Source organism: Paenibacillus jepli (assembly GCF_047238105.1).
Lineage (GTDB): Bacteria > Bacillota > Bacilli > Paenibacillales > Paenibacillaceae > Paenibacillus_D.
The window spans coordinates 3,021,306-3,048,137 of the sequence record NZ_JBDFMD010000001.1; the positions used below are offsets into that span (position 1 = coordinate 3,021,306).

General features: G+C 54.7%; 18 protein-coding genes. 8 read left to right on the top strand and 10 right to left on the bottom strand.

All coding sequences use genetic code 11. The features are described 5' to 3' along the window. Nucleotides 1-15 precede the first annotated feature (15 nt). Both ABC336_RS13340 and ABC336_RS13345 read right to left on the bottom strand, forming a co-directional pair. Nucleotides 16-2,298, bottom strand: a complete 2,283-nt coding sequence (locus tag ABC336_RS13340) for a glycosyltransferase family 2 protein (RefSeq protein ID WP_413239102.1) — start codon at nt 2,296-2,298, stop codon at nt 16-18. Beyond that, complete coding sequence (locus ABC336_RS13345) at nt 2,298-3,392, bottom strand: GtrA family protein (protein WP_413239103.1); 1,095 nt, start codon at nt 3,390-3,392, stop codon at nt 2,298-2,300. The genes ABC336_RS13340 and ABC336_RS13345 overlap by 1 nt, the downstream gene beginning before the upstream one ends. A gap of 274 nt (nt 3,393-3,666) precedes the next feature. Between ABC336_RS13345 and ABC336_RS13350 the strand changes: the two genes are divergently transcribed. Continuing rightward, nucleotides 3,667-5,037: a dicarboxylate/amino acid:cation symporter gene (locus ABC336_RS13350; RefSeq protein WP_413239104.1), complete on the top strand. Its 1,371-nt coding sequence runs from the start codon at nt 3,667-3,669 to the stop codon at nt 5,035-5,037. A gap of 273 nt (nt 5,038-5,310) precedes the next feature. After that, nucleotides 5,311-5,448 (top strand): hypothetical protein, encoded by a 138-nt coding sequence (locus tag ABC336_RS13355; protein ID WP_413239105.1) that lies wholly within the window; start codon nt 5,311-5,313, stop codon nt 5,446-5,448. A 149-nt stretch (nt 5,449-5,597) separates the two neighbouring features. On the opposite strand, the gene ABC336_RS13360 is transcribed toward ABC336_RS13355, so the two are convergent. Next, nucleotides 5,598-6,305: a hypothetical protein gene (locus ABC336_RS13360; RefSeq protein WP_413239106.1), complete on the bottom strand. Its 708-nt coding sequence runs from the start codon at nt 6,303-6,305 to the stop codon at nt 5,598-5,600. 70 nt (nt 6,306-6,375) lie between these two features. Then, entirely contained in the window at nt 6,376-8,346 is a 1,971-nt protein-coding gene (locus tag ABC336_RS13365; protein WP_413239107.1) for a PrsW family glutamic-type intramembrane protease, read from the bottom strand. A 154-nt stretch (nt 8,347-8,500) separates the two neighbouring features. Between ABC336_RS13365 and ABC336_RS13370 the strand changes: the two genes are divergently transcribed. The 6 genes from ABC336_RS13370 to ABC336_RS13395 all read left to right on the top strand — a co-directional run bounded on the left by ABC336_RS13370 (nt 8,501) and on the right by ABC336_RS13395 (nt 15,169). Then, nucleotides 8,501-9,292 (top strand): exodeoxyribonuclease III, encoded by a 792-nt coding sequence (locus tag ABC336_RS13370; protein ID WP_413239108.1) that lies wholly within the window; start codon nt 8,501-8,503, stop codon nt 9,290-9,292. A 187-nt stretch (nt 9,293-9,479) separates the two neighbouring features. Then, nucleotides 9,480-11,546, top strand: coding sequence for a beta-galactosidase (locus ABC336_RS13375; RefSeq protein ID WP_413239109.1), 2,067 nt, complete (start codon nt 9,480-9,482; stop codon nt 11,544-11,546). Nucleotides 11,547-11,714: 168 nt separating this feature from the next. After that, nucleotides 11,715-12,707 carry a LacI family DNA-binding transcriptional regulator gene (locus ABC336_RS13380; RefSeq protein WP_413239110.1) on the top strand — a complete coding sequence of 331 codons (993 nt, stop codon included), beginning with the start codon at nt 11,715-11,717 and terminating at the stop codon, nt 12,705-12,707. 125 nt (nt 12,708-12,832) lie between these two features. Further along, nucleotides 12,833-13,864 (top strand): zinc-binding alcohol dehydrogenase family protein, encoded by a 1,032-nt coding sequence (locus ABC336_RS13385; protein WP_413239111.1) that lies wholly within the window; start codon nt 12,833-12,835, stop codon nt 13,862-13,864. Nucleotides 13,865-14,226: 362 nt separating this feature from the next. Then, nucleotides 14,227-14,694 (top strand): MarR family winged helix-turn-helix transcriptional regulator, encoded by a 468-nt coding sequence (locus ABC336_RS13390; RefSeq protein ID WP_413239112.1) that lies wholly within the window; start codon nt 14,227-14,229, stop codon nt 14,692-14,694. A 25-nt stretch (nt 14,695-14,719) separates the two neighbouring features. Further along, the gene (locus ABC336_RS13395; protein WP_413239113.1) at nt 14,720-15,169 is read left to right on the top strand and encodes a DUF1569 domain-containing protein; all 450 of its coding nucleotides are present in this window, start codon (nt 14,720-14,722) and stop codon (nt 15,167-15,169) included. Nucleotides 15,170-15,193: 24 nt separating this feature from the next. On the opposite strand, the gene ABC336_RS13400 is transcribed toward ABC336_RS13395, so the two are convergent. From ABC336_RS13400 to ABC336_RS13425, 6 genes are all read right to left on the bottom strand, one after another. Next, nucleotides 15,194-15,904 carry an AAA family ATPase gene (locus ABC336_RS13400; RefSeq protein WP_413239114.1) on the bottom strand — a complete coding sequence of 237 codons (711 nt, stop codon included), beginning with the start codon at nt 15,902-15,904 and terminating at the stop codon, nt 15,194-15,196. Nucleotides 15,905-15,986: 82 nt separating this feature from the next. Next, nucleotides 15,987-17,408: a sodium/glutamate symporter gene (locus tag ABC336_RS13405; RefSeq protein WP_413239115.1), complete on the bottom strand. Its 1,422-nt coding sequence runs from the start codon at nt 17,406-17,408 to the stop codon at nt 15,987-15,989. 166 nt (nt 17,409-17,574) lie between these two features. Continuing rightward, nucleotides 17,575-20,844, bottom strand: a complete 3,270-nt coding sequence (locus ABC336_RS13410) for an S-layer homology domain-containing protein (protein ID WP_413239116.1) — start codon at nt 20,842-20,844, stop codon at nt 17,575-17,577. 191 nt (nt 20,845-21,035) lie between these two features. After that, a complete protein-coding gene (locus ABC336_RS13415) occupies nt 21,036-21,431 on the bottom strand; it encodes a VOC family protein (RefSeq protein WP_413239117.1) in 396 nt (131 codons plus the stop codon). A 110-nt stretch (nt 21,432-21,541) separates the two neighbouring features. Continuing rightward, nucleotides 21,542-21,889, bottom strand: coding sequence for a DUF6597 domain-containing transcriptional factor (locus ABC336_RS13420; RefSeq protein WP_413239118.1), 348 nt, complete (start codon nt 21,887-21,889; stop codon nt 21,542-21,544). Nucleotides 21,890-21,998: 109 nt separating this feature from the next. Continuing rightward, the gene (locus ABC336_RS13425; protein WP_413242510.1) at nt 21,999-26,774 is read right to left on the bottom strand and encodes an S-layer homology domain-containing protein; all 4,776 of its coding nucleotides are present in this window, start codon (nt 26,772-26,774) and stop codon (nt 21,999-22,001) included. Between the last annotated feature and the right edge of the window lie 58 nt (nt 26,775-26,832).

Below are 26,832 nucleotides of genomic sequence, written 5' to 3' on the forward strand. Positions count from 1 at the left end.
ATCTCTCCTACTCCCCTACGCGATCTCGGAATGGGATTGTTTTAAATCATGCAGCAATTGATCCAGCAGACCTCGGTCCGCAATATCGTGCAGGTTCTCAAGCGAAAACAAGATTTCTTTTCCTTTGGCTAGCTTTTTGCCCGCATGTCGCAGCGCGACTTCGATATGACTGGTCGTATAAAAAGTCACTACGTCGCCTTCCTGCAACTCGCCGTGGAGGTCCGAAGCGGAAAAGTAGAGGTAATTGAAGCTGCGCAACATGCAACTGCTGCCGTTGGTGAAGGTTACCGGACACTGAAGTGAAACCCGCGGCATCTTCCGCTTGTCTGTCACAGGCTGAACAATCCGCCGCTTTACATTGCGGATCATATCATCATACGCCGTATCCCAAAGATTCAGCTGCTTGGGCAATGAATGGTTCCGATCATAGATGATCTGCATGTATTGGCGCTTGTCGTCCTCGCTGACCGGGGTTACCGCTGCCGAATAGCGCCAACCCTCACCATTTTTCTTGACATAAACAATGGTTGCTTCCAGATGCGCTTCATATCGATCGGTCGTGACGACCAGAGAGATCGCAGTCTGGGGGGTTAAATAAATCGGCTGCTGCACAAATAACGCAATGCCATGCTCCGACACATCAACGGTTCGCGCTTCATAGCTCAAGCTCCCGGCCTTATCATAAATCATGACCGCTTCATTGGCCTCGATCCGCTCCGTCTCGCGATAGGCGCGGCGGCCGATCATGAAGAAGATGGCGTAACATAATGCAACCAGGTTATGCACCAACCAAAAGACGATAATACTGCTGAAAAAAAGAGCCATACCGTATTTACCGCTGGTAAAACGGATAATCGCGGCAACAGACAGACCGAGCAGGACAAGATGCGGGAGTGCATACAGCACTGACTTGACCCACCCCGGACCGCCGCCCCTCTTCTTGTTGGTTACCTTGAATTTCCTTTCCCGGATGCCCAGCGACTCCATGAGAACCGGCACAATCAGGTAGGGCATAAATATGGTATCGATCACTTGACTCCAACGTTGATTGCGGATGTTGCTGGATAAATATCTCATTGACACGCTATAGCAGAAATACGCTGGAAGCCAGAAGATGAGAATCTCCCAAAAGCCGGTACTTACTATTTGAAAGTCGAATAAAGCAAACATGATGGGAGCCATGATAAAAATAAACCGGTTAAAAAATGACCACCAATACAAATAGCTGCTTAAGTACGTAATATTCGTCTGAAGGGGCAGTTTCTTGGATATGATCGCCTTCGTGTTATACAGGCTTTGAAGAATGCCTCTGGCCCAGCGTATCCGCTGTTTGATCATGCTCTCAACAGTCGTTGTCGTCAGCCCTGCAGCCTGCACCTCCTGCGTAGCATACGTTATATAACCGGCTTGCTGCATACGAATGCTGGTCTCAAAATCCTCCGTAATGGTATATAACGGAAAACCGCCGATGTCTTCCATGGCGCGACGGGAGATAACCGTATTGCTCCCGGTGTACGCGACGGCATTGGTCGTATTACGCAGGATGTTGACCTCTCGGGAGAAAAAGTCTTGTTCGTTAGGGATTCCCCGCTCGGCATAGAGATTAAACTGGAACAAGTCCGGATTGTAGAAGCTCTGAGGCGTCTGTACCAGTCCCAGCTTGAACGCAGGATCGATTTCTTCGTCCCTGCGCAGCCGCCACTTTCCCTTGTCGCTAATGAAACGATCCAGCAGGAAGTACGGGACCGTCTTCATGAGAAACGTATGCTGCGGGATCATATCGGCATCAAAGGTCGCAATCAGCGGGGAGTCGGTCTGGCTCAGCGCATAATTTAAATTGCCCGACTTGGCATGCTGATTGTCGGGAGCGCCTAGATAACCGATTCCGAACGCTTCGGCAAGCGCTTGGACCTCTGGTCGTCTTCCATCGTCGCACAAATAGATATGCACCTTGCTCTTGTCCGGATAGTCCATATACGTGCAGGCGTTAACGGTTTTGTATAGCAGGTCGACCGGCTCGTTGTGCGTGGCGATGAACACATCCACATGCGGATAATGCTCTGTCGGAATATCGGGCAAGTCAAGCTGCGTACGATTCTTATTCATCTTCTGAACAAACAGCTCGAAGGTGGTCAGAACCGTCAAGGTTTCCGCCGTAATCAGCAGGATGCCGAACACCATGCTCCAGAACCCCTGATCCAGCGGCAGCGTAAAGAACATGCGCCACAACAAATAGATCGTCATCAGGATCATCGTGGTAACGAATAACACATGTTGTCGTTTGTTGTTGGTATCCATTACAAATGCCGCCTCCTTACTGCAAAAACCCATCGCCGCTGCATATGGTAGCTTAAGAGAAACAGCAGCGTATCACAGATCAGCTTAGCCAGCTTGTCGTCAATCATCAAAATCGTGTGGAGCAGATAGACTCCGGTGCTGGACAGCAGGATCACCCATGCGCATAACGTAAGATAGCGCCACAAACTACCACGATTATCCATCATTCGAAAGACAAAGTTCCGGTTCAATGCGTAATTGACACCAATCGAAATCACTCTGGCAATGACTGTCGCCAACAAAATCCTTGTATAATCCTGCTGTTCAAGAACTGGCCGGAGCAGATCCAACAAAAGCCAAGCAATGCCCAAGTCGACAGCGCTGCTCGCAACGGAGGAGGAGATGAAGCGCACAAAGCTGGAGAACATGACACGCATGATCCGAGCACTGTCACGAACGGCTTTAAAATGCGTCCCGGCATTGCCATTTTCATAGATGACTTGGATAGGAGTGGTATGGATGGATATGCCGGACTGCATGCACGAAATCAGCATCTGAAGCTCATATTCGAAGCGAGAGCCGCGGATCCCCTGCATAAAAGCAAGCAGCTTGGGACTGAAGGCTCGCAACCCCGTCTGCGTATCGGATAAACGCTTGCCATACAGCATGGCAAAGATTAAAGAGGTCACCCGATTGCCCAGCAGTGACTTGGGCGGGATGCCCCCCTCACTGAAATTCCTCACCCCCAGCACAAGCGCATCGGGATGCCGCCCAGCTTCTTCGGCTAACCGGCACACATCGACAGCTGCGTGTTGTCCGTCCGAGTCCGCAGTAACGATGCAGGAAATGTCGGCATAGCTGCGTTCGATGAATTGGAAGCCGGTTTTAAGGGCCTCGCCCTTTCCCTGATTCACAGCATGATGCAGCACCACGCAGCCGGATTCGCTGAGCTTCGAAAATATAGGCTGGTATGCCTCACCGGAGCCATCGTCAACAATGACAACATTCGTCAACCCATATCCATGTAATTCCTGCACATATGCAAGCAATCTTTCATCAGGTTCCAGTGATGGAATAAGGATGAAAGTCCCTTTTTCTCTCTTCTCCACAATCATCCTCATAAACCTCAATTCAACATATTATGACATGAATTATAGCACCTGCGTCACATATCGTATAGCAAAACCATTCCCCATTAAGTTCCATAGAACTATATATATTGAATCGTTCCTTTTTCCTTCCTAACCAAGTCTGACGGTTCCATGGTATCAAATTTATCTATACAAATACTGAACAAGACTTCAAAACAAATTATTGACATCGCATGTAAATCTGTATAAAGTTATCTTACTATTCCTATGAAATTACTTTGGTAAAGGAGAAAGAGAAATGGATCAACCGTCAGGAAACAGCTTATTGCTGGCCATCGAAACCAATTGGCTAAGTTTTACGATCTCCATCGTTGTCTTTGCATTATTGTTCTACCTGGCCCGGCGCCGGGTCAGCTTTGGCTCCCGGGTCATGATCGGTCTGGGCCTGGGCCTGCTCGTCGGCATCGTCATTCAGAACGTTGAGGTCGAAGTACAGGGCATCAGCACTTTCGGCAGTATCTATGTCAGTCTTATCCGCATGCTGGTTATCCCGCTGGTCTTCGTACTTGTATTGAATAGTATTTCTTCCCTGACCAATCTGGAATATCTGCGCAAGATCGGCTTCAAGACCTTCGCGTGGTTCCTGGGCACCACAGGCGTCGCCTCGCTGATCGGCCTGTTCATCGCCCTGCTCTTCAATCCCGGCTCGGGGATCGACCAGCAGGTGCCGGAAGGCTTCCAGGCACGTGAGATCCCGACATTCTCGCAGGTCATCCTGGACCTGGTGCCATCCAACCCGTTCAACGAAGCAGCCCAGGGCAAAGTGGTGCCGCTGCTGATCTTCGCCGTCTTCCTGGCTGTCGCGATCATCAAGGTCGGCTCCAAGGATGCGAAGGCCGTCCAACCGGTCCGCGAGTTCATCGCTTCGCTGACGCAGGTGCTGCATCAAGTCGTGAAGTTCGTGATCCGCCTGACACCTTACGGGGTATTCGCCCTGATCGCCGGTATCGCCTCCCGCTACGGCTGGGAGACCTTGCAGGAGCTCGGCAGCGTCATCGTCACTTCCTATGTGGCGCTGATCCTGCATTTCGTCTTGGTCTTCGGCGGCTTGGTCCTGCTCGTCGCCAAGGTGAACCCGATCCGCTTCTTCAAGAAAATCTATCCGATGCTGGTCGTCGCCTTCACGACACGCAGCAGCTACGCCACCCTGCCGGTCAATCTGGAGGTCATCACCAAGCGGCTCCATGTCTCGCCGCGGATCGCCAGCTTCATCGCTCCGCTTGGCGCTTCCATGAACTTCAACGGCTGCGGCGGCATCTGGCCGGCCATCGTCGCAGTGTTTACCGCTGAGGTATTCAATGTGTCGCTCGGCTTCACCGACTATGTCATCCTGGTGCTCGTGAGCATCATCTCCTCGATCGGCGTGGCCGGCGTGCCCGGTCCGGCGACGATCAGCACCACGGTCGTCCTGACCGCTCTGGGCCTGCCGCTGGAAGGGATGGCGATCGTCGCCGGCGTCGAAGCGCTCATCGATATGGGCCGTACAGCGGTTAACGCTACTGGCACGACCGTAACCTCGCTGCTCGTCGCCAAGTCCGAGGGCGAGTTTGACCGCGATGCCTTCAACAGCGACAAGGATGAGGAAGAGCTCGTCATTAGCCCTACCTAAGCTGCTTGTCCCACGCGTTCTGCCTTCGGCAGGGCGCGTTTTTCTGTTCCCCCTGGCTGCGGCTCGGATGTGACGGTGCGGTGACAGGGCCAGCCAGGCCAGGGTGCAATTTATCATTGACAAGTTTTCTGAAAATTCATATAATTATCACATTCTTACTTTTACTCTACGGATCTTCACCATCTCTCAACATAGAGCAGCTGGTCATGCTGCCTATGCTGTCACGATGCGGACCCGCATGAAAGTGATGACACTGAGAGGAGACGATGGGTTATGACACAAGAGACCAAGTCCAACTGGCGCGCATTTCTGAAAGGATTAGGGTTTGGGGCGTTCGGCATCGGCATGCTGCCCTACCTGATCTACAAGACGGTGAAGGAAATCTCGGAGCATACGCCTCCATTCCTGTGATTCCCGAGGCACCGCCATATACGGAAACAGGCCGGGCCACCCTTGCGAGGGGCGGCTGGCCTGTTTTTTTGTATGTTCATGCGTACCCTTCGCCTCTAAACAAGACAGGCCAATCGCACTCATGCGGTTGGCCCGTCTTGCCTCACCTGCTACACCTGCGTCAATGCATATACCAGCGGCTCGACGCCCTCCCCGCGCTTGGTACCGAACAGATACAGCGCGTTGCCGAGGAACAGCTGGTAATAAGGGTCGGGCGACGGTTCAGGCTCGCCGGTGAGGCCCAGGATGATCTGCGGCGGAGCGGCGGGGAGCTTCTCGAAAGTCAACCCCTCCTCCAGCTGCATCAGGAACACCATGACCACGGACTTGGCGTAGCTCCTCGGCGATTCATCGTCCAGCAGCCAGTCCGGGTCGCCGCCCGCTTTGCTCGCCATAGTCCCGCGCATCCCGGCGGCCGGCTCGAGCGTCCAAGGGCGGAACACGAGGCGCGCGGGGATATCCTGCCGCAGCCGTCCTTCCTCTGTCGGGAAGACCAAGAACCGGAAATTTCGTTGATACGCCACCAGAAAGCCCTCCGGGATATCGGCCCCGTGCAGCTGCCCCGGCAGCATCTCAGGGATCAGCAGCGATTCGTCTGCGCAAGCGGTACAAGCGAATACAGCCACTGTCAGCCCCGACCAGACATGATCCCTGGGGAAGGCCACCTGGAAGAAAAATGTCATCGGCGCGCCGCACAGACCGCACGCCGGCGGCTCCGCCGATGCCGGTATACGCGGACAACCGCCGACAAAACTGAGATCGCTCTCCCGCTGCTCTCCCGCCTGCCCGTTGTTTCTCAGCACATAACCTGAGGCCATGCCTCGCCCTCCTCTTCGATGGTATGATGCCGCTCGCAGCGGTGTGTGATTAAGTGTGGATAGCCCGGCCTTAAGGATTGGGGAATACCCGGGTAATCGTCTGGCCGTCGATCCTTACAATATAACGAATAGAGTCCGGCCGGGTAGCGCCTGCTGGATAATTCGGCACCACCCGCACGTATACCTCCTTGCCGCTGTTCACCGCACGCACGATCTGCTGCTCGAACTGTTGGAAGGCGCCGCGATTGACGCTTGGTGTCTGCGGGAACAGGTTGCCCGAGCGGGCGCCGCCGGGTCCGCCAAGATTGTTGCCAATCCCGTGGCCGGCGTCATCCGTCTGCCGTCCCAGCCTGCGTACGAAGGCTCTCGAAGATCTGTTGGTCGCTGTGCCGGTCCCGATATGATGCGGCTCGATCTTGGCGAATACCGAGCGGAGCTCGCCCTGCGCCCCAAGGCTGATCCGGTACTTGAGACCGGCGGCCGTTGTAAGCTCATAACGCTTGAGCCCGCCTGCAGACGGCAGCACCCGTCTGGCGATCGTCCCGCCGCCGGGCAGCCGGCTTAAGCCGAGACCGATCACGGCAGCCGCCGCGTACTCCGGCGACAGCAGCTTGCGCGGATCCCGGAGGATATCGCCGATCTGGCTGCCGCTCGCCGCGACTGCCGCACCGGTGGTAGCCACCCCTACAGCTGCCCATACACTCATGAACGGCACACTGAGCACGAAGAACCCGGCGATCAAAGCAGCCTGTTCAACCAACGACCGCCGCTCCCACCACGATTCGAGTCTGTCGAACAGGCAAGCAAAGCAAGCATCGGGCATGGCGAATGCGCTGCCCCATCCGAGCGACACGATCATCAGCAGCAGGGCACCGATGACGGCGGTCAGCGGGATATAATGCCGGGCCAGACTTGCCCGCAGCGTCTCTGTACGCTCCCGTGCCTCAGCGTTGCCATAGAGCAGCGTGAAGCCAAGCTCCCGGCGCTCCCGGTAGAAGGCCAGCAGCGTACCGAAGTTGTATCGTTCGCGGAAGAGCGCCCGGAGCAGTCCGTAAGCCTCCGTGAAGGGATTGAGTACCGGTTCGCCTCGCAGTCGGTGCAGCTTATCGCCTACGGTATTCAAGTGCCAGTAATCGAAGACGATGGCGCCCAGCAGCAGCGTGACGAACAGAGGCTTGCTCAGGTAGCCATTGCCGATCGTTTCGTGGATCGATTGCATCCACCCGGGGAAGTCTCGCTGACCGTTCCAGAGGGCGTGGTCCCAAATGCCAAGCGCCAGCAGCAAGGCCGGGACGCTATACGCCCAGCGGCCGAGCTTGCGGCTGATCCGGATGCCGATCCCGATGCCCAGCGCCGCCAGAGCGGTCAGGACCACATGGCTGGCCGAGGTCAGCTGCGAGAAGATCCGCAATTCAAAATAACCCGGGAACAGCGAGTTCCATTCCCAATGGATCACCTGCCCGTCGAACAGCGTTAACCCATACGGCATAAACCCGGTAATCCAACGCCGCGTAATCTCCTCCATGAACTGAAATCCGGCGCCGGTGGCTGCGCCGATCAGCGCGTAGTCGCTTAAGCCAAGTGAAGTGGCGCGCCGGGAGAACAGGAGGAACAGCAGAAGCGGCAGCAGCTTGAATACCTCCTCCGCCACCGGGGTCAGCACGGCGACGCTCCACGTGTCCGACGTCTGGCCGCCAAAGACGGCATGCACCAGGGATACAAACCCGTTCGTAAGCGGGATGACGCCGTAGGCCCCGATGGCAAAGAATAGACTGTATTGCTTCCACGTAATCGTCTTGCTCCGGCAGATGAACCAGAATTGGAGCAGCACATAGAAACTCCAGGCGAACTGCAGGAGCAGCGTGCGTGACTCCTCCATGAAGAACAAGCTGACCGCAAAGGCAATGATTGCTGCCCAGGCCATCACACCATACAGCGAGATAAGTAGCGGATAACGGGCAAGCAGACGCTTGCATCCGCGATGCAGGGCTTCCGTATGTTCCCGAATCCCGTTGCGCAAACGCAGCAAAGACTCCGGCATGCAGCCAACTCCCTCTATGTAAAAATAGCAAAACTTTACCCATCATTAACCGAATGCCGCCGATTTGAAAAGGCGCACGCCCCTCTCCCCGATGATATGGTACACTTGATGGATGTGAGATGAAGCAAAGCCGGAAAGGAGCACTGCTACTCTAATGAAGAAGTTAAAGCTGGTATCATGGAACGTCAACGGCCTGCGGGCCTGCGTCAATAAAGGGTTCAACGCCTACTTCGAAGCAATGGACGCCGATATCTTCTGCGTGCAGGAGACCAAGCTGCAGGAGGGCCAGATCGCCATGGCCTGCGGGGATGACTATGCGCAGTACTGGAATTATGCAGAGAAAAAAGGCTACTCCGGCACCGCCGTCTTCACCCGCCTGCAGCCGCTCTCCGTCCGCTACGGTCTGGAGACCGACGAGGAGCCCGAAGGACGGGTGATCACGCTGGAGTTCGAAGACTTCTATCTGGTCAATGTCTACACGCCCAATGCCAAGCGCGATCTGTCCCGGCTGGCGTACCGGCTCACCTGGGAGGATCGCTTCCGCACCTATCTGACGGCACTGGACCGGCTGAAGCCGGTCATCGTCTGCGGCGACCTCAACGTCGCCCATCAGGCGATCGATCTCAAGAACGCCAGGTCCAATGAGGGCAACTCGGGATTCACCCAGGAGGAGCGCGCCAAGATGAGCGAGCTGCTGGCGAGCGGCTTCGTCGACAGCTTCCGCCACCTTCATCCGGACCGCACGGACGCCTATAGCTGGTGGTCCTACATGCCCAAGGTGCGGGAGCGGAACATCGGCTGGCGGATCGATTATTTCCTCGTCTCCGACCGTCTGACCCCGCTGATCTCGCACGCGGATATCGACTGCCACGTGCTGGGCAGCGATCATTGTCCCGTGCTGCTGGAACTGGGTGACCCGGCCGGCAGCGGGGAGTCGCAGCCATAGCATCCGGTTTCACCGTAAAAGGGGCCTCCCGTGATCATCAACCGATGATTAGCGGACGGCTCCTCTCTTATATGCTTTAGTAAAATATTTTACTAATTTTAATTTGAAAATTTACTGAAGGGGTGCTATCCTTCACTTGTATCGGCATAAAAGTGAAAGAACGATCTGTACAAGGAGACGGTGAACGATGAGCAAACGATGGAATCCCCTGCACCCCGGCATGACCGGCATGCTGCACGGCGGGGACTATAATCCCGATCAGTGGCTGGACTATCCGGGCATCCTGGATGAGGACGACAAGCTGATGCAGCAGGCCCATGCCAACACGATGTCCGTCAACATCTTCGGCTGGAGCGCCCTCGAGCCTGAAGAAGGCGTGTACCGGTTCGAGTGGCTTGATGAAGTGATGGACCGGGCAGCGGCCCGGGGCGGCCGCATCATCCTGGCTACGCCGAGCGGCGCCCGTCCGGCCTGGCTGAGCGAGCGCTATCCGGAAGTGCTGCGCGTGGGCGCAAACCGGGTACGCAATCTGCATGGCTTCCGCCACAACCACTGCTTCACTTCCCCGGTCTACCGGAAGAAGACCCAGCAGATCAACCGCCTGCTGGCCGAGCGCTACGGCAAGCATCCGGCACTCACCCTGTGGCATATCTCCAACGAATACGGCGGCGACTGCCACTGCGATCTGTGCCAGGACGCGTTCCGCAAGTGGCTCAGAAGGAAGTATGAGGACAGCCTGGACAAGCTCAATCATGCTTGGTGGACCGGATTCTGGAGTCACCGCTTCAGCAGCTGGAGCCAGATCGAATCACCTGCGCCGCACGGAGAAACACAGGTGCACGGTCTCAATCTGGACTGGAAGCGCTTCGTCACGGATCAGACCATCGACTTCTACCTGTCTGAGATCGCGCCGCTGCGGGAGCTGACGGCCGAAGTGCCGGTGACGACCAACTTTATGGGCAACTATCCGGATATGCGGCCCTTCACCGGGCTCAACTATGAGGTGTTTGCCAAGCATGTGGATGTCGTCAGCTGGGATGCTTATCCGGCATGGCACAACGACTGGCAGTCCACGGCTTCGCTTGCTAAGGACGTTGCCTTCGTCAATGACCTGTACCGTACGATGAAGGACGGACGCCCGTTTCTCCTTATGGAGTGCACCCCGTCTCTGGTCAACTGGCATCAGGTGAACAAGGCCAAGCGGGCCGGCATGCACAAGCTGTCCTCGGTGCAGTCGATCGCCCACGGCTCCGACTCGATCCTGTATTTCCAGTGGCGGAAAGGGCGCGGGGCGTCGGAGAAATTCCATGGCGCCGTCGTCGACCATGTCGGTCACGGCAATACCCGGGTCTTCCGCGACGTCGCCGAGGTCGGCAGGCTGCTCGAGCAACTCGCCCCCGTCACCGGGACATCGGTCGAGGCCAAGGTCGCGATCCTGTACGACTGGGAAACCGACTGGGCACTGGCAGATGCACAGGGCTTCGGCCTGGACAGCAAGCAGTATGTCCGTACCGCCCAGGAGCATTACCGGGTATTCTGGGAGCGCAATATTCCTGTCGACGTCATCACGCCGGACAAGCCGCTGGAGTCTTACCAGCTTGTGATCGCACCGATGCTGTACATGCTCCGGGAGGGCTTCGGCCAACGGGTCGAGGACTATGTCCGTCAAGGCGGACGCTTCGTCGCCACCTATGCGACCGGCATCGTCGACGAGCATGATCTGGCATTCCTCGGCGGCGTCCCGGGACCGCTGCGGGAGGTGCTGGGCATCTGGTCCGAGGAGATCGACTCCCTCTATCCCGGGGAGACGCGGGAGCTCGCGGGCGAGGACGGGGTCAGCTATCGCGCACGCGACTACTGCGAGCTGATCCATCTGGAGGGAGCGCAGGCGCTGGCCCGCTTTACTTCCGACTTCTATCAGGATCATCCTGCCGTTACAGCCCACGGGTACGGCTCCGGTTACAGCTACTACCTCGCCTCCCGCAACGAAGAGCGATTCCACGACGACTTTTACGGAAGTCTGATCAAAGAGCTCGCTCTCCAGCCCTGTTATGCAGCGGAAGCGGCGGCCGGGGTATCGATCCAGACGCGAGGCGACGGCAGCCATACCTATGTGTTCATCATGAATTTCACGGGGTCGGAGCAGTCCGTGCGCCTGCCGGAAGGTGCCGAACTGACGGACATGGAGACCGGCAGCCGCGTCAGCGGGGAGCTGCTGTTGGCCCCCTACGGCGCCTCGGTGTTCAAGACCTAGGCTTGAGGATGCTAGGACAGCATCCTGCGGATAGCCGCAGGGTGCTCTTTTCTTGTGAAGGGTCAGTAGTGTAAAATGATGAGGTCGTACAGACCGTATACACACTCTCTGACTGCTCATGGAGAAGACGGCGCTGTCAACCTAGACCGGCAAGCAGGAGGGTTCGCTATGGCAACGATAAAACAGATCGCAGAACAAGCCGGGGTATCGATTACGACGGTCTCCCGGGTGCTGAATAACGACCCCTCGCTCTCTGTCACCCAGGATACCCGGGACCGCATCTATGAGGTCGCCGGAGCGCTCGGTTACCGCAAGAAGTCGCTGCAGCCTCCCGTCAAACCGATTGCTTTTCTCTATTGGTTGTCCGAGCAAGAGGAGTTGCATGATGTCTATTTCAAGTCCATCCGTCTCGGCATCGAGCACCAGGCCGAGCTGCATAATATCGAACTGAGCAGCTACAAGCTCTCGGACGGGATCGAAGCCGTCCGATCCGATATCCAGGGTTTCATCGCTGTCGGCCGTTTCTCGTCAGCAGAGATGAAGCGCCTGCAGGAGCTCACCCCGCACGGCGTGTTCGTCGATACGGCACCCGATCCCGACCACTATGATGCCGTGCGGCCCGATCTCATCTGGATCACGCGCAAGGCCGTCGATTTCTTCCTGCAGCGCGGACACGCACAGATCGGATTCGTCGGCGGCGTCGACTTCGATCCGGACACCCGCGAGGTCCGGCAGGATCTGCGCGAGACGATCTTCCGGGATTGTCTCGCGCCCCGGGGGATGCTCGAGGAGGAGCACATCTTCACAGGCCCGCAGTTCTCCGTCGAGGACGGCTATGAGCTGATGCTGGGCGCCATCGACAAGCTCGGCGACCGACTGCCGACCGCTTTCTTCGTCGCCTCCGACCCGATTGCCGTCGGCTGTCTGCAGGCGCTCAACGAGCGCGGCATCGCCATCCCCGGCCGCGTCAGCGTGCTCAGCATCAACAATATCAGCATCGCCAAATACGTCTCGCCGCCGCTCACCACCTTCCATATCGATATCGAAGAGCTGTGCCGAACAGCTGTGACGCTGCTGCTGGAGCGGGTCTCGGGCAGCCGTACCCTCGTCAAGACCGTCTTTCTTAACGCCGAGCTTATCATCCGCAAAAGCGCGGTGTAACGGGCAGCAGAGGGGCCCGGAGGCTCTCCTGGTTAATAGCATCCAGGTGTTTGGTCATTGCTGTGCGGTGCTGGTATAATGAAGGCCATACCAAACCTGCAAGTTAATCGAAGGAGTGGATCCGCATGACGATGATGAAAGCAGTCGGCCTGAAGCGTTACCTCCCGATCGACAACCCCGAAAGCCTGGTCGATATCGAGCTGCCCGTCCCATCCCCTGCAGGACATGATCTGCTGGTGCAGATCAAAGCTGTATCTGTAAATCCGGTGGATACCAAAGTACGCTCGCCCAAGGATAAAGTCGAGGACGAGTACCGCGTGCTGGGCTATGATGCAGCTGGGGTCGTCACCGCCGTAGGCGATGCAGTAACGTTGTTCAAACCGGGAGATGAAGTCTACTACGCGGGCAGCATCGTCCGGCCGGGCAGCAACAGCCAGTACCAGCTCGTCGATGAGCGTATCGTCGGCGCCAAACCGCGCACCCTGGACTTCGCCGAAGCCGCCGCGCTCCCGCTCACAGCGATTACTGCCTGGGAGGGGTTGTACGATCGGCTGGGGGTGTCCGCCGATCCCGAGGCCAATCGCGGCCGGACGCTGCTGATCATCGGCGCCGCCGGCGGCGTCGGCTCGATCGCCGGCCAGCTGGCGCAGCAAGCCGGGCTGACGGTCATCGGCACCGCCTCCCGCCAGTCCTCAGCGGACTGGGCTCGCGAGCACGGCGCTGCCCATACGATCAACCATCACGAGGATTTCCAGCCGCAGCTCGAGGCGATCGGGCATCCGCAAGTCGATTACATCTTCTGCTGCAACTCGACCGCCGCCCATTGGGACAACATGGTCCAGGCCATCGCCCCGCAGGGCAAGATCGTCTCCATCGTCGAGATGAAGGAGCCTGTCAATCTGACGCTGCTGATGAACAAGAGCGCCACCTTCGTCTGGGAGCTGATGTTCACCCGGCCCCGCTACCAGACGCCGGATATGATCGAGCAGCACCGGCTGCTGCAGGAGATCGGCTCGCGGATCGACGCCGGCACCCTGCGGACAACCTTGACCCGGCGCCTCCATCCGATCAACGCCGCCAACCTTCGTGAAGCCCACCGGCTGCTGGAGTCGGGCAGCACGATCGGCAAAGTGGTCGTGGAGGATTTCGGCTCGTAGTTGGAAAGCACGATTAAAAGCATATCTAATCTACTCGGAATTGGAATAATCCGGATAATCCGATTGCAACAGAGGTGCTTTTGCAATTAGGGTCCTGGATTTGAGCGCTGTAAGCACCATTTTGGTGCTTACAGCGCCCTATATTCTTTATCGCCAGGACTTGTTTTGAGGGCAGCCTGACTTTTGCCTTTATCAACTGTCCGGAGAGCGAGAGAGGCCGCGGCGAGGAGCGTTGCATAGGCTCCAGCCGCCATGTAATAGTACTCAGACAAAGGAAGACCTAGCGTGCAGTCGCTGGTCTTCTTTTGTTTACTCAGAAAAACAAATTTGACAGTATGCTGTCAAAAATATATGATGCAGGTATGAAATCTATACGAAAACCCGAAGATTCGCTCAGCAGATTTTCCTTGCGAATCTTCCACATTAACGGATTGTTGATGCGTTCCGGGGACCTCATTACCCGCGCTATCGATCAAAGCAGTGCCAGATGGCAGGTGCTCGGCCGAGTGGGGCATACCCCGCAGACAGTGGCAAACATTGCCCGCGATATGGGACTTGCACGTCAGAGTGTGCAGCGCATCGCGGACGTACTGACGAGTGAAGGCCTAACCGGCTACAAGGACCACCAGACCGATCGGCGCACGAAGCTGCTTGAGATCACTCCCAAAGGCGAAACTGTGCTCGGTGCAATCTATGCCCAGTATGCGGATTGGAACCAGCATCTGATGAGCAAGCTTGATCCCGGGCAGTTAGATACGATTACAGATGCGCTCGCGATTGTCGGGAAAATTTTAGAGAAGGAGCTTACGTTTTTCAACGAAAAGGAGTAATCAACTTTTAGAATGGAGTGCGGTCATGAAAAATCTCTATAATAAGTCGGATGCAGCGGAAATATTGAGTCGCATAGAACGGCTAACCCCGCACACGAGCCCCCAATGGGGGAGCATGAAGCCTGCTCAGATGCTGGCTCACTGTTCAGCATTTCAAGACATCCCGATGGGGAATTCCTTTCCGAGCAGAGGCTTGCTGGGGAGGCTGGTCGGCGGATTTGCAAAACCCGCTTTTTACAATGACAAACCATTGCCGCATAACATGTCCACCATTCCAACGATCCTTATTTCGGATGAGCGGGATTTCGAGGAAGAGAAGGAGAAGCTGAAGCTAAAAATAGCGACCTTTCAAAGTGACGGCCCGAAGAAATGCTCCTCCCACCCCCATCCGTTTTTCGGCAGATTAACAGCTGAGCAATGGGGGATGGGGATTTATAAACACTTGGATCATCACTTGAAGCAATTCGGCGTGTAGAATTACTCATCTGGGCTCTCCTCCTCAATCTCTGAACAGCTCATCCAGTACCGCCTTGCGGTTCTCGAGGAAGCGCCGCGTGATCACATAGTGCAAGGTCTGCTCGTAGTCCGTCTCGCTGACCGGATGCTTATCGAAGTCCAGGATCTGCGCCCCCGGATAACCGAGCAGGATCGGGGAGTGAGTCGCGATGATGAATTGGGCTTGCCCCTCCAGATCCTTGATTACCCGCATCAAAGCCAGCTGCCGGGCAGGCGACAGCGCCGCCTCGGGCTCGTCCAGCAGATAGATCGCCTTCTTGCCGAACCGATGCTGGAACAGCGACAGGAACGCTTCGCCATGCGACTGCTCATGCAGCGAACGTCCTCCGTAATTGTGCAAGCCCTCGGGGTGCTCAGCGATGTGGCTGGCGAACTGATAGAAGGTCTCCGCCCGCAGGAAGAAACCGTTGGTGATCTTCGGCAGCCAGGACAGCCGCAGCGATGGTCCCAGTGCCGATTCAGAGGCATCGACCTCATATAGATTATTGCGGCTGCCGCCAGCCGTGTTGAACTCGCACTGATAGGCGATCCCTTCCAGCAGCGTCGACTTGCCGGAGCCGTTCTCCCCGACCAGAAACGTCACATGGGATCGGAACCGCAGTCGCGGCAGATTGCGGATCGCCGGGATGGAGAACGGGTAAGACGACTGCGACACGCCTGAGTCGGGCATTAATTCTACGCTTTTCAAATACATGGTTGGCCCCTCCTGTCGTCACTCGCTCAGACGGCCAGTGGTCTGCCCTTATCATACACTACACCAGGCTCGGCACGACAGCTTATCCTTCGCCCTCTGCCTGCCTGCGCCCGAAGTGCAGCAAACCGAACAGCAGCCAGCCTATAGCCAGAACCGCAGTCCCTGCCAGCACCGGATAAGGTCCGAGCTCGAAAATAATCGGCATCGACAAGGCCGTGAACAAGCCTCCGCCCAGGATCGGTTCAAACAGCAGCTGCTTGTAGCCAAAGCTGTCCACCGACTGCGTCCGGTTATCCGGGTCGACGATTCGCAGCATCAGCAAGCCTGTCGCAGTCATCCCCAGCGACTGCCCCAGATCGGACATCCCCCGTTCGAACCAATGCTTCGGCATCATCCGCGAGGCCAGCACCAGGAACGTGAACAGACTCCAGCCCAAGCCCACCGCGGCGATGAGCAGAAACGGCACCAGGTATTCGCCGATCACCGACAAGCCTAGCGTTGCCAGCGCACTGACGATCAAGAAGTCCAGCGCCCATCCTTGCAGGCGCATCATCAGTCCCTGATTGATCAGATCCGCATGCCCGGTGAACTTAAGTCCGATCTGGATCAATACGCTGCCCAGCATCGCAAACACAAATAGCGGTACATACTCCATGAATGCCTGCTCCGACCCACGACCCCAGGTCACGCCCTCCAGCCAGATCAACCCCTCCAGCAGCACATAGCCGACCAATATCGCAGCTGCGATAAACCCGGCATGCAGGGTCAACGGCTCGATCGCTTCTGCCCGTGTGGTGATTCGACCGGCTGGCTTTTGATCGTCCTTGTCCACAACGCCTTTGAGTTCATCATCCGTCCGTTCTTCCGGCTCCTCCACATGCTCCGCCTGTTTTTTGCGGCTGCCCCAATTGATCAAGGCGATACATAGCAGGATCCCGCTAAGCATACTGATCGTCGCCAGTCCCATCGCCAGATCAAGGCCCTCTTCAAACTCGATGTTCTCAAATGTGCCTGATAGCCCTGCGGCTGTCCCGTGTCCGCCAGCAAAAGAGATCTCAATAAGAGCACCTGTGGCGTAGGGCATATCAAAGAACGGCGCCAGCACGAGAACCGCGAGCAAAATGCCCAGCACATACTGACCCCAGGCTACCGTCTGGCCAAAGGCCAGCTGCGGTCCCGCGATCTTCCAAATCTTGCGGATCCCCGGCATGTCCTTGCCCAGAAACAGGCTGGCAAAGATCACGCTGATGAGCAGCTCGGGAAGCGCATCCCATACCTCCAGCACATGCTCGGGGAACAAGCCTTCCTCCAGTGCGCTCCAGCCCCAGGACGAGGCAAGAGGTCCCAACACCTCGTCCCCGAGTGCCAGCAGAAGCAAGCCTGTGATGATCGATGTTGGAATATAGAGCTTTTGCAGCGGTTTAATGAGCAGCCGGACCCCCATGCCGACGAGCAACCCCAGCCCCAGCAGCAGCAGACTGAACCCTACCTGATCCAGAGACATACGCGAACATCCCTCCTCGTTCGTTTTGCGAATGATTAGGTTTGTTCACTTTTAACACCGGGAGAATGGGGGTAAACAAGAAGAACAGATCATTCTACCCATGGATAACCTCTCCCGGTGTGACAGACGAGGAGTTAATCCGGCACTGTAGCTGCTTGTTAAGTAATTAAAATGTAGGAATGGCGATTGTCGTGTTGCCGGGAATTTCGAATTGAATTGGAGTGGCAAGTCTAACCGGCTCATCCCCCGGATTAAGTTCATACCCCACAATTGTATAAGTGCCTGGCTTAATATGGAGACTTAATTGACCATTCTTCACTTCGTAATACGATGTCCCTCTATTTTCTGGAATGGCAATCAGGACACGGAAGTGCTCTGATTCAACAGCGCCTGTAAGTGAGAGATTAAGACTAGCTACTGGTGGCAATGACCACTGATCGAAAGGATTCTGATCCGGTTGGCCATTAAGTATTTTCAATCGCTCACTAACATGAACATACTTGTCTTGCGGCCAGACCATGACCTCATATTCGCCATCAGCTAAGTCCAGCTCATATTTGCCGTTAACGATAATGGAACTATAGGGCATGAAGACAGGGTCATATCGACGGGCTACGATGAGCCCGGAATCAAGAGGTGTTATTCCATCTACATCATAAAGAATACCTGTGAAGTTGGGAACGGGCAGTTGAATAGCAAGTTCCGAGAGTTCTTCCGATACAGTAAAGCGGAGAGGTTCTCTCAAATTAATGGTTTGATTACCTGATTGATAAGATTTAATAACATATTCATTCGGCGGTAAAAAAAACTCAAATGCACCTTTTTCAACATAAACTTTCGCCTCACCGTCCACTGGCTGCGGAGCTGGGATAAAAGGTGGCGAAACTGGGGCCTGATACTGTTGAATGATGAAAGTCACTCCATCAAGCGGTGTATCACCTTTAATAAATGTACCCCTTACATTGATTTTTTTCACCAGGGAAACCGTTTGTGGATGATCACCTGTTAAGGAGACAATCCCCTCAATTGGAAATCGATTGCCCTTGGCATCGGAATACAAGATACTATAATCCCCATTTTCTAAACTATCACTTTTGAATGTACCGTTTATCACCTCTAGTATTTGCGAGGAGTTCGTGCTTGTCAGTTTAATAGTACCATTCACAGCTTCACCTTTCTCATCAAGCAAGGTTCCCCGTAATCTATAGCTTCTTAATTCAAACTTTACTGGTCCGCTATTTCCATCCGCTTCAATAACAAATGCACCTATATGCATTACTTTATCCATGCCTGCATCGTCTGTATAAAGTACTCTTACATCCGTATACTCTCCATCGCTTAGTCTTGCTTGGAATTCACCATTATCGTCGATAGGGACAGAGCGCTGATATCCAGCAACATCTATAAAATCCAAATGTCCCCCGGTTAATGGCTGATCGTCCATTATAACAATGCCTTTCGTAATAGCGGGGATTTTAAGCGCAACTTGGGTTTGACCCTTTACAGTAATGTCTCCAACATGAAGGAAATCTTCAACCGCCTCGGAATAGAAACTGATGCTGTACTCTCCATCTTTAACATAGGTCGAGAATGAAGTCGTTTCTGAATAAATTAGTGTGGAAGGACTACTCGCATTATTTTTATCGCTTAAAAACAGAAGGTAATACTCTTTTTCTTCCAAATCGTTCGGATACTCCACTTCACCGTGCAGGTTCGGCTCATAGGCAATCAAGCTCAACTGCTTTACACTTGTAGACGAAACTTGGAACGTGTGGTCAATCCACTTACGATTAACAACACTCCCGTCAAGAGTAATCTGATACACCCCGCCAATACGATACTCACCCTCACTCAGTGACAATCTGAACTGACCGTTGGCAACTTCTCCACTGATGAAATCATCGTTTTTCCGGTCATAAATAGAATAGTAATACAAGCCGTCTAAGCGCTGGCCGTTTTCTTGAATTACTTCTCCTGTTACAGTAAATGGCCCCGACACCCCTCCCCCAGGAGTACCCGGGTTAGGGAAGCCTCCGCCTCCGCCACCGATTGCCCCGCCGCCTGCTGCTGGAGGTGCAGTCGTGCCCTTGCCGCTTACCGTCGAGCCGCCTACGCTTGCTTGGATGCCGTCGGCCACTGCAACCTCACCAGGCTTCTTCGCCAGCGTGGTGCCCTCGGCGTTAATCGACGCCTTGTCCACCGTTCCGTCGCCCGTGACAGACGTGCCCGAGTCCAGCGTCAGCTGCGTCACCTTACTGTTCTTGCCCAGCGACACCTTGCTGCCCTTGGCCTGCTTGTTCACCTGGAATGTACCGATCGTGCCGTTGTCCGCGGTGATGTTCGACCCTTCCGAGCTCACAACGATACGCGCAAAGGAGCCGTCCAGCACGATCTCACTGCCGGATGACAGCCGCTCGCCCAGTTCGACCTCACCGACTCCGCTGCCTTCAGCTGCCTCCACCTTCGCCGGCGATTGTAGGCGCACCCGATCAGCCTTGGACGTCTCGTCGAAGACGACGCGGATCTTGCCGCCCGCCTTGTTGACCTCCACTTGACCAAGCGTGCTGTCCTTGAAGCGGATGCTGTTCTCGCCGCCGCCCTGGATCAGGGTACGGCCTTGCACGACGACGCCTTGCAACGTGACATCGCCTTCGCCTACGCTCGCTGCGATGGTCAGATCACCTGCAATCGTCGTATTCCGCAGGACCACATCCGCAGCACTGATGATAACTGCGCCTTCCACCGTTTCCTGCTCTGTACCTCCATAGGTTCCCGCTTCATCATATGTCACAGTGAGAGGCGGGAGTCCCGGAACATAGTTCCCCATGTCCGCTATGCGATCCAACGTTACGAGCGCCTCCGCGCGGGTCGTAGAGGATAGTGGAGCGAAGCGTCCCGGTGCCGTCCCGCTCATGATGCCCGCCTGGATCACCGTGCCGATCGCGCCCTTGCTCCACGCCGGGGCATTGGCCACGTCGGCATATGAAGCGTCTGGCTCCTGCTCGTCCATCCCCAGTAAACGGGTGATCAGCACCGCCAGCTCCTGCCGGGTGGTCGGGGCTGTCGGTTTGAAGGTTCCGTCCGCATAGCCCTGCATGTAGCCGGCCTCCATAGCCTTGGCTACTTCTATGTAATACCATGTGCCCGGGGCGACATCCGTAAAGCTGATTGCAGCCTCGCCCTCAACTTCCGCCACATTGTTGATCAGCGCCGCCAATTCGGCCCGCGTGATCGGCGCATTGGGGTTGAACCGGTCTGCCGACTGGCCTTTGACCAGGCCGAACCCGGCCCATTTCAAGATCGTTTCTTCTGCCCAATGCCCTTTGATATCTGTGAATCCGCCGGCTGCCGCCGGTTCTTGCGCATGGGCCATGTATGGCACCAGCATGACCATCATCAGGATGATGGCCGTCCATCGCTTCCACTGCTTCGTCAACTGAGCTCCGCTCCCCGCACCACATATTTTTTATTTTTGGAATTCAGGTCTGGACGGGTATATCATACCGCTTCACCCATGTTCAACCAGTTCCTCCTATTAATTGTATGCGGCGGCGATAGTCTTGTAAACACAAAAAATAGGACTGCCTCCTTAGGCAGTCCCGGACTTTTCTCCTAATTGCAAAATCGTTAGAAACCGTTATGCTGCAGCAAATCGAGCCGATTTCCATAAAGGTCCTCGAACACGACTTCAACACCCCAAGGCACCTCGCTCGGCTCGCCATAGAAAACAACGCCTTTGGCTTTCATCTGCTCATAGTCGCGTCTGCAATCGTCCGTCTCGATGACCAGGTTGACATGATCCGCCACCTGGCTGCCCACGCGGGCCTCCTTCTCCGGTGTATCCGCCTTGACGAAGACGATGGCCGCCTGACTGTCTTTGGACGGGGCGACCGCTACCCAGCGCATGCCGCCGCCAAATGCATTGTCCGCCAGCAGCTCGAATCCCGCCTTCTCCGTATAGAACGCAATTGCCTCATCGTAGTCTCGCACCAGCAACGTAATATGTCCGATATGTTTTGCCATCTTCGTCTCTCCTATCTATTATATGTTCGTTTCCAGTGTAACCCCCGCACTCTCGCTAGTATTGTACAAATCCGACAACAGGTTCCTCTGCCGCACATAATCTGATGGCGTCATCCCGACCATCCGCCCGCAATGACGTCCACCGGCTGCTGCACCAGTACCGCGAAGCCAAGCGGACGGAACATCACACCCATCATCTCGACCCGGCCGGACCTTGCGATATCCACATAACCCGCCTGATGGGCGTTGATATGGGTGCGCCTGGCCCGTACCACCCGGCCCTTGCTGTCTGTATAGCTGTGAGGATCGCCAAGATCAATGACCAGATGATAGTGCCCGTCCGGTATCATACGTGGCGCCACCTTTGCCACCTCGCTTGCGTCCTGGGAGATATACCAAATCAGTTCTACGCAGGAGCGGACACGGGGTAATCGGGGCTGGTAGATGCGGTAGATCATTTGGGCGGCTCCCTTCTTGGCTTAGGCTTATGGCAGGCGGCTTGCTTATGATTTCAGTCTACTGCCTGGTCAGAAAAAAAACCACCTGCTTGAGGTGGTTAATGGCTTATCAGTCCTGGAGCACAATGGTAACTGTCTCAGTTTCAGGAATATGGAGTGTTACATCCAGAGGATATACATTGATATAGTCTTTGGCATAGCCTGTGATGGTGTAGGAGCCTGATCCTTCTGCAAAAAACCTCTCATTCAGACCCGGTACTACATCGATATGACCGATCACGACTGGTTCACTTCTTACAATTAATGAGAGACGATAGTAGGCTTGGTTCCCCTTGTCATCAATAAATAAACGTGTAGACGATGGAATTCTAAAGGCATCCAATGGATTTGTGATAACTTCTCCGTCCAGTACAGTTATCTGCTGCCCAATATAAATCACTTTGTCGTCCAGATAGGCGCTCAACACATTGTATGTCCCATCCGGAAGATGGATACTGTACGCTCCATCCCGAACCGTTACACGATAGGTTATACTCTCATTATTTATTAGTAAGAGATTACCAACTTCTGCAGACTCTATCGTCCCAGAGAAATTATGCTCGTAATCGGCCAGATTCAAAAACTCCGTTTTCCCATCGATGACATGAAAAAGCCGGACCAACTCCACCATCCTGCTTGGTTCATATGAGATGTAGCTTTGAATCAAGTAAGCTCCGTCTGGAAGGTACAGGTCGAATTCACCATTATCAATGGTCGCGTTATATATACGATATTCAGGAGATTGATGGGTGCTAATCTGCAGCGAACCGCGCGTCACTGGCGTTCCATCCGCTTGCAGGAGTTCGCCGAACACATTGGATGCTTTTACTGGAATCTTCAGTTCAGTCGTCTCTCCGTCCAGGACATCAAACCGAAGATTAAGTTCTCTTCGCTCACCCGTGTTATAAACATAGTACTCCGTCAGTACGTATCTGCCTGGTTGCAAGTAACCGTATAACTGTCCATTTATGACTTGCAAGTTTTTATTATCACCACTCATCGGCCAATCCAGCGATCTAGCCTGGACATAAGCTTGGGCGGAGGAGTCACCTTGTTCCCGTTCGATCGTTCCGATGACATTGAAACCCTTTAGGGTAAAGCGGAGATCACGGCTAAACTCTCCACCCTCAACAGACAAACTTCCGAAACTCTCCCATAGGGCGAATGAATCGCCATCAGCCATTGGTATATCATAACGAATCTCTATGCGACTATATTCTCCATCCGGTACTCTAAGTTCAAACTCACCATCGCGGATGGGAACATGGAACGTTTGATTAGATGCGGTGGTGTAGTAGAGCGTGCCCTGCTTCAGTTCTTGCCCTTGGTATACCACATTCCCACTAGCGGCACTCGGCACTGTTACAGCCACTGTTGTCTCACCGGATATCTCCGTGGTACCCAAATACACGATATCGTGGGATTGCTTGTTTTTTAGCACTATACTATAGGTGCCGTTTGGTAAGTAGACGCTGAAATCCCGTCCTTTTAGCGGAATAAAAGATAGCATCGCTAAGTCGTCGCTTTGAAAGCCTAATTCGTAATTGCCCTCGAGTTCTTCCATACCCTCTACTACTCCCGTTACATTGGCACTAGGGATATGAATGTCTAGATTTGTGTCGCCTTCTGCACGGACGGATATTTCGGCTGCAAGCCACTTCACTTCATCGTCGAAGTAGTTCCTGGCGCTGCGGACAATGTAATTCCCTGCCGGCAGATAGGTCGACATCAGTCCATCGATTGCAAGCCCGGTATACGACCCGCCAGTTGTCTCGGAAATAATGGAGATGTAATAATGTCCATACAGCAGCTCATCATTTTCGTAAATCTGTACGGTTACGTTTGGCTCTGGACCGGGATCCTCCGGTTTCGGCATCGTCCATTGCTGCAGCGGGTTAACGGTTGCAACTCCATTCTTTACGATCAATTCTCCCTCAGCCAGTATACTTCTAGATCCGCTGTAGACCCAGGATAACTGATAGGTTCCATCGGGTAAATAAAGTTCAATTTTACTATTCTTGATGCGCGCATTGTACGTTAATTGATCTTCTGAAAGGAGGGTAATGCCCCCTGAATATATCGGTTCGCCACCATACTCAAACACTTTACCCCTTACGTTCGGCGGGTGGATAACTACATCTAATGTTGACTCTGGCTCTGTCCCTATCGTAAAGTAACGTATAACCTGGCCATCCCAATCTTCCACACTATATCTACCCGGTTCCAAATAAACGTCAAAACGTCCGTTTTTAATATAGGCATGTATGCCCACATGATACGGTTCAATGAACTGTACAATCCTTAGCACGTCCTCCTCAACAATTGCTCCGTCTGCATGTCTAATGCTACCTTTGACATTTGGCTGCTTAAAATCGGTTGGTTTGAGCTTTAAATCGAGCTCAAAAACCTTATCCTCCAGGTCAATCACCACACTTTTTGAAAAGGTACGGCTCACACCTCTTTGGTCATAATAACCTGTAATCTCATAGGTGCCTGGCGGCAATTGTGCATAGAACTCGCCTTGATGTATAGGCACACTTCGCATGAGCTCTGTTGACGAAAGCGACAAAAGTGACACATCAGACGCCTGCATCCCTTCTATTTCAATTGTTCCCTTCAAATTATATCCCCGGATAATAAGCTCTTCCTGAAGCTTTCCGTTTCTTATAATGACATTTTGCTGGTGTTCATGCAGGATGTACCCTTTGTCTCCCACGGGATATTGGATATCTAAATGTGGATACCATCCGTTACTGGCTCTAACTTGCATTTGTCCATCCCGTACATAACCCGTGAATGTGTTATTCATGGTTGATAAACTAATTGTTCCCTCACTTAATTTATTGCCTGCTTTGTCTTTCACGGTACCCGTCGCATAGGAAGGAATGTTCAATGTCACACTGGCTTCACCGTTTTGCACCGCAAACGACTGATGAAATCGCATTTTATTCTTCAGATCACTATACTCAGTAACGGAGTACTTCCCATCGGGCAGATATAATCCAAATGCCTCCTCTGTCACAGGCACAACGAACGAGAGATTCCTACCCTCTTCTGTAATAACTACAGCCGCATCGGCTTCATTAATGTTATCTGATTTCCGGAGTATACCATCTACATTGTGCGCCTTGGCTTGGAAAGTATAACTCTTTGAATTTTGGCCAGAAACAGTGAACTTGTGATGAAACCATAGCGGCGCTGTTATAGAATCACCATTTGAAGTAAAGGTACTAATAAGCCAATATGTTCCTTCAGGGAGATTAAGCTTGATAACTCCATCCTTACTATAACCATGGTGCATATACTGATCTTCTTCACTATAGTAAAGAAAGTAATGTTCGCCAACGAGTCGCTTGCCCTGCACATCCGAGATCTGTGCTGTCACGTTATACTCCGGGCCTGGAGTGCCCGGTTCACCTCCCGGATTGCCCGGGTTAGGGAAGCCTCCGCCTCCGCCACCGATTGCCCCGCCGCCTGCTGCTGGAGGTGCAGTCGTGCCCTTGCCGCTTACCGTCGAGCCGCCTACGCTTGCTTGGATGCCGTCGGCCACTGCAACCTCACCAGGCTTCTTCGCCAGCGTGGTGCCCTCGGCGTTAATCGACGCCTTGTCCACCGTTCCGTCGCCCGTGACAGACGTGCCCGAGTCCAGCGTCAGCTGCGTCACCTTACTGTTCTTGCCCAGCGACACCTTGCTGCCCTTGGCCTGCTTGTTCACCTGGAATGTACCGATCGTGCCGTTGTCCGCGGTGATGTTCGACCCTTCCGAGCTCACAACGATACGCGCAAAGGAGCCGTCCAGCGCGATCTCACTGCCGGATGGCAGCTGCTCGCCCAGTTCGACCTCACCGACTCCGCTGCCTTCAGCTGCCTCCACCTTCGCCGGCGATTGCAGGCGTACCCGATCAGCCTTGGACGTCCCGTCGAAGACGACGCGGATCTTGCCGCCCGCCTTGTTGACCTCCACTTGACCAAGCGTGCTGTCCTTGAAGCGGATGCTGTTCTCGCCGCCGCCCTGGATCAGGGTACGGCCTTGCACGACGACGCCTTGCAACGTGACATCGCCTTCGCCTACGCTCGCTGTGATCGTCAGGTCACCCGCAATCGTCGTGTTCTGCAGGACGACATCCGCAGCACTGATGATAACTGCGCCTTCTACCGTTTCCTGCTCCGTCCCGCCATACGTTCCCGCTTCGTCATACGTCACGGTGAGTGGCGGGAGTCCCGGAACATAGTTCCCCATTTCCGCTATCCGATCCAACGTTACGACCGCCTCTGCGCGAGTCGTAGAAGCCAGCGGAGCGAAGCGTCCCGGAGCCGTCCCGCTCATGATGCCCGCCTGGATCACCGCGCCGATCGCGCCCTTGCTCCACGCCGGGGCATTGGCCACATCCGCATACGAAGCGTCCGGCTCCTGCTCGTCCATCCCCAGTAAACGGGTGATGAGCACCGCCAGCTCCTGGCGGGTGATCGGGGCTGTCGGCTTGAAGGTTCCGTCCGCATAGCCTTGCATGTAGCCGGCCTCCACAGCCTTGGATACCTCTATGTAATACCATGTGCCCGGGGCGACATCCGTAAAGCTGATTGCAGCCTCGCCCTCAACTTCCGTCACATTGTTGATCAGCGCCGCCAATTCGGCCCGCGTGATCGACGCATTGGGGTTGAACCGGTCAGCCGACTGGCCTTTGACCAGGCCGAACCCGGCCCATTTCAAGATCGTTTCTTCTGCCCAATGCCCTCTGATATCTGTGAATCCGCCGGCTGCCGCCGGTTCTTGCGCATGGGCCATATATGGCACCAGCATGACCATCATCAGGATGATGGCCGTTACTTGCTTCCACTGTTTCATCAACTGAGTTTCGCTCCCCGCCCTATGGGCTATATATTCTCTCTTCAGAATCGTGCGG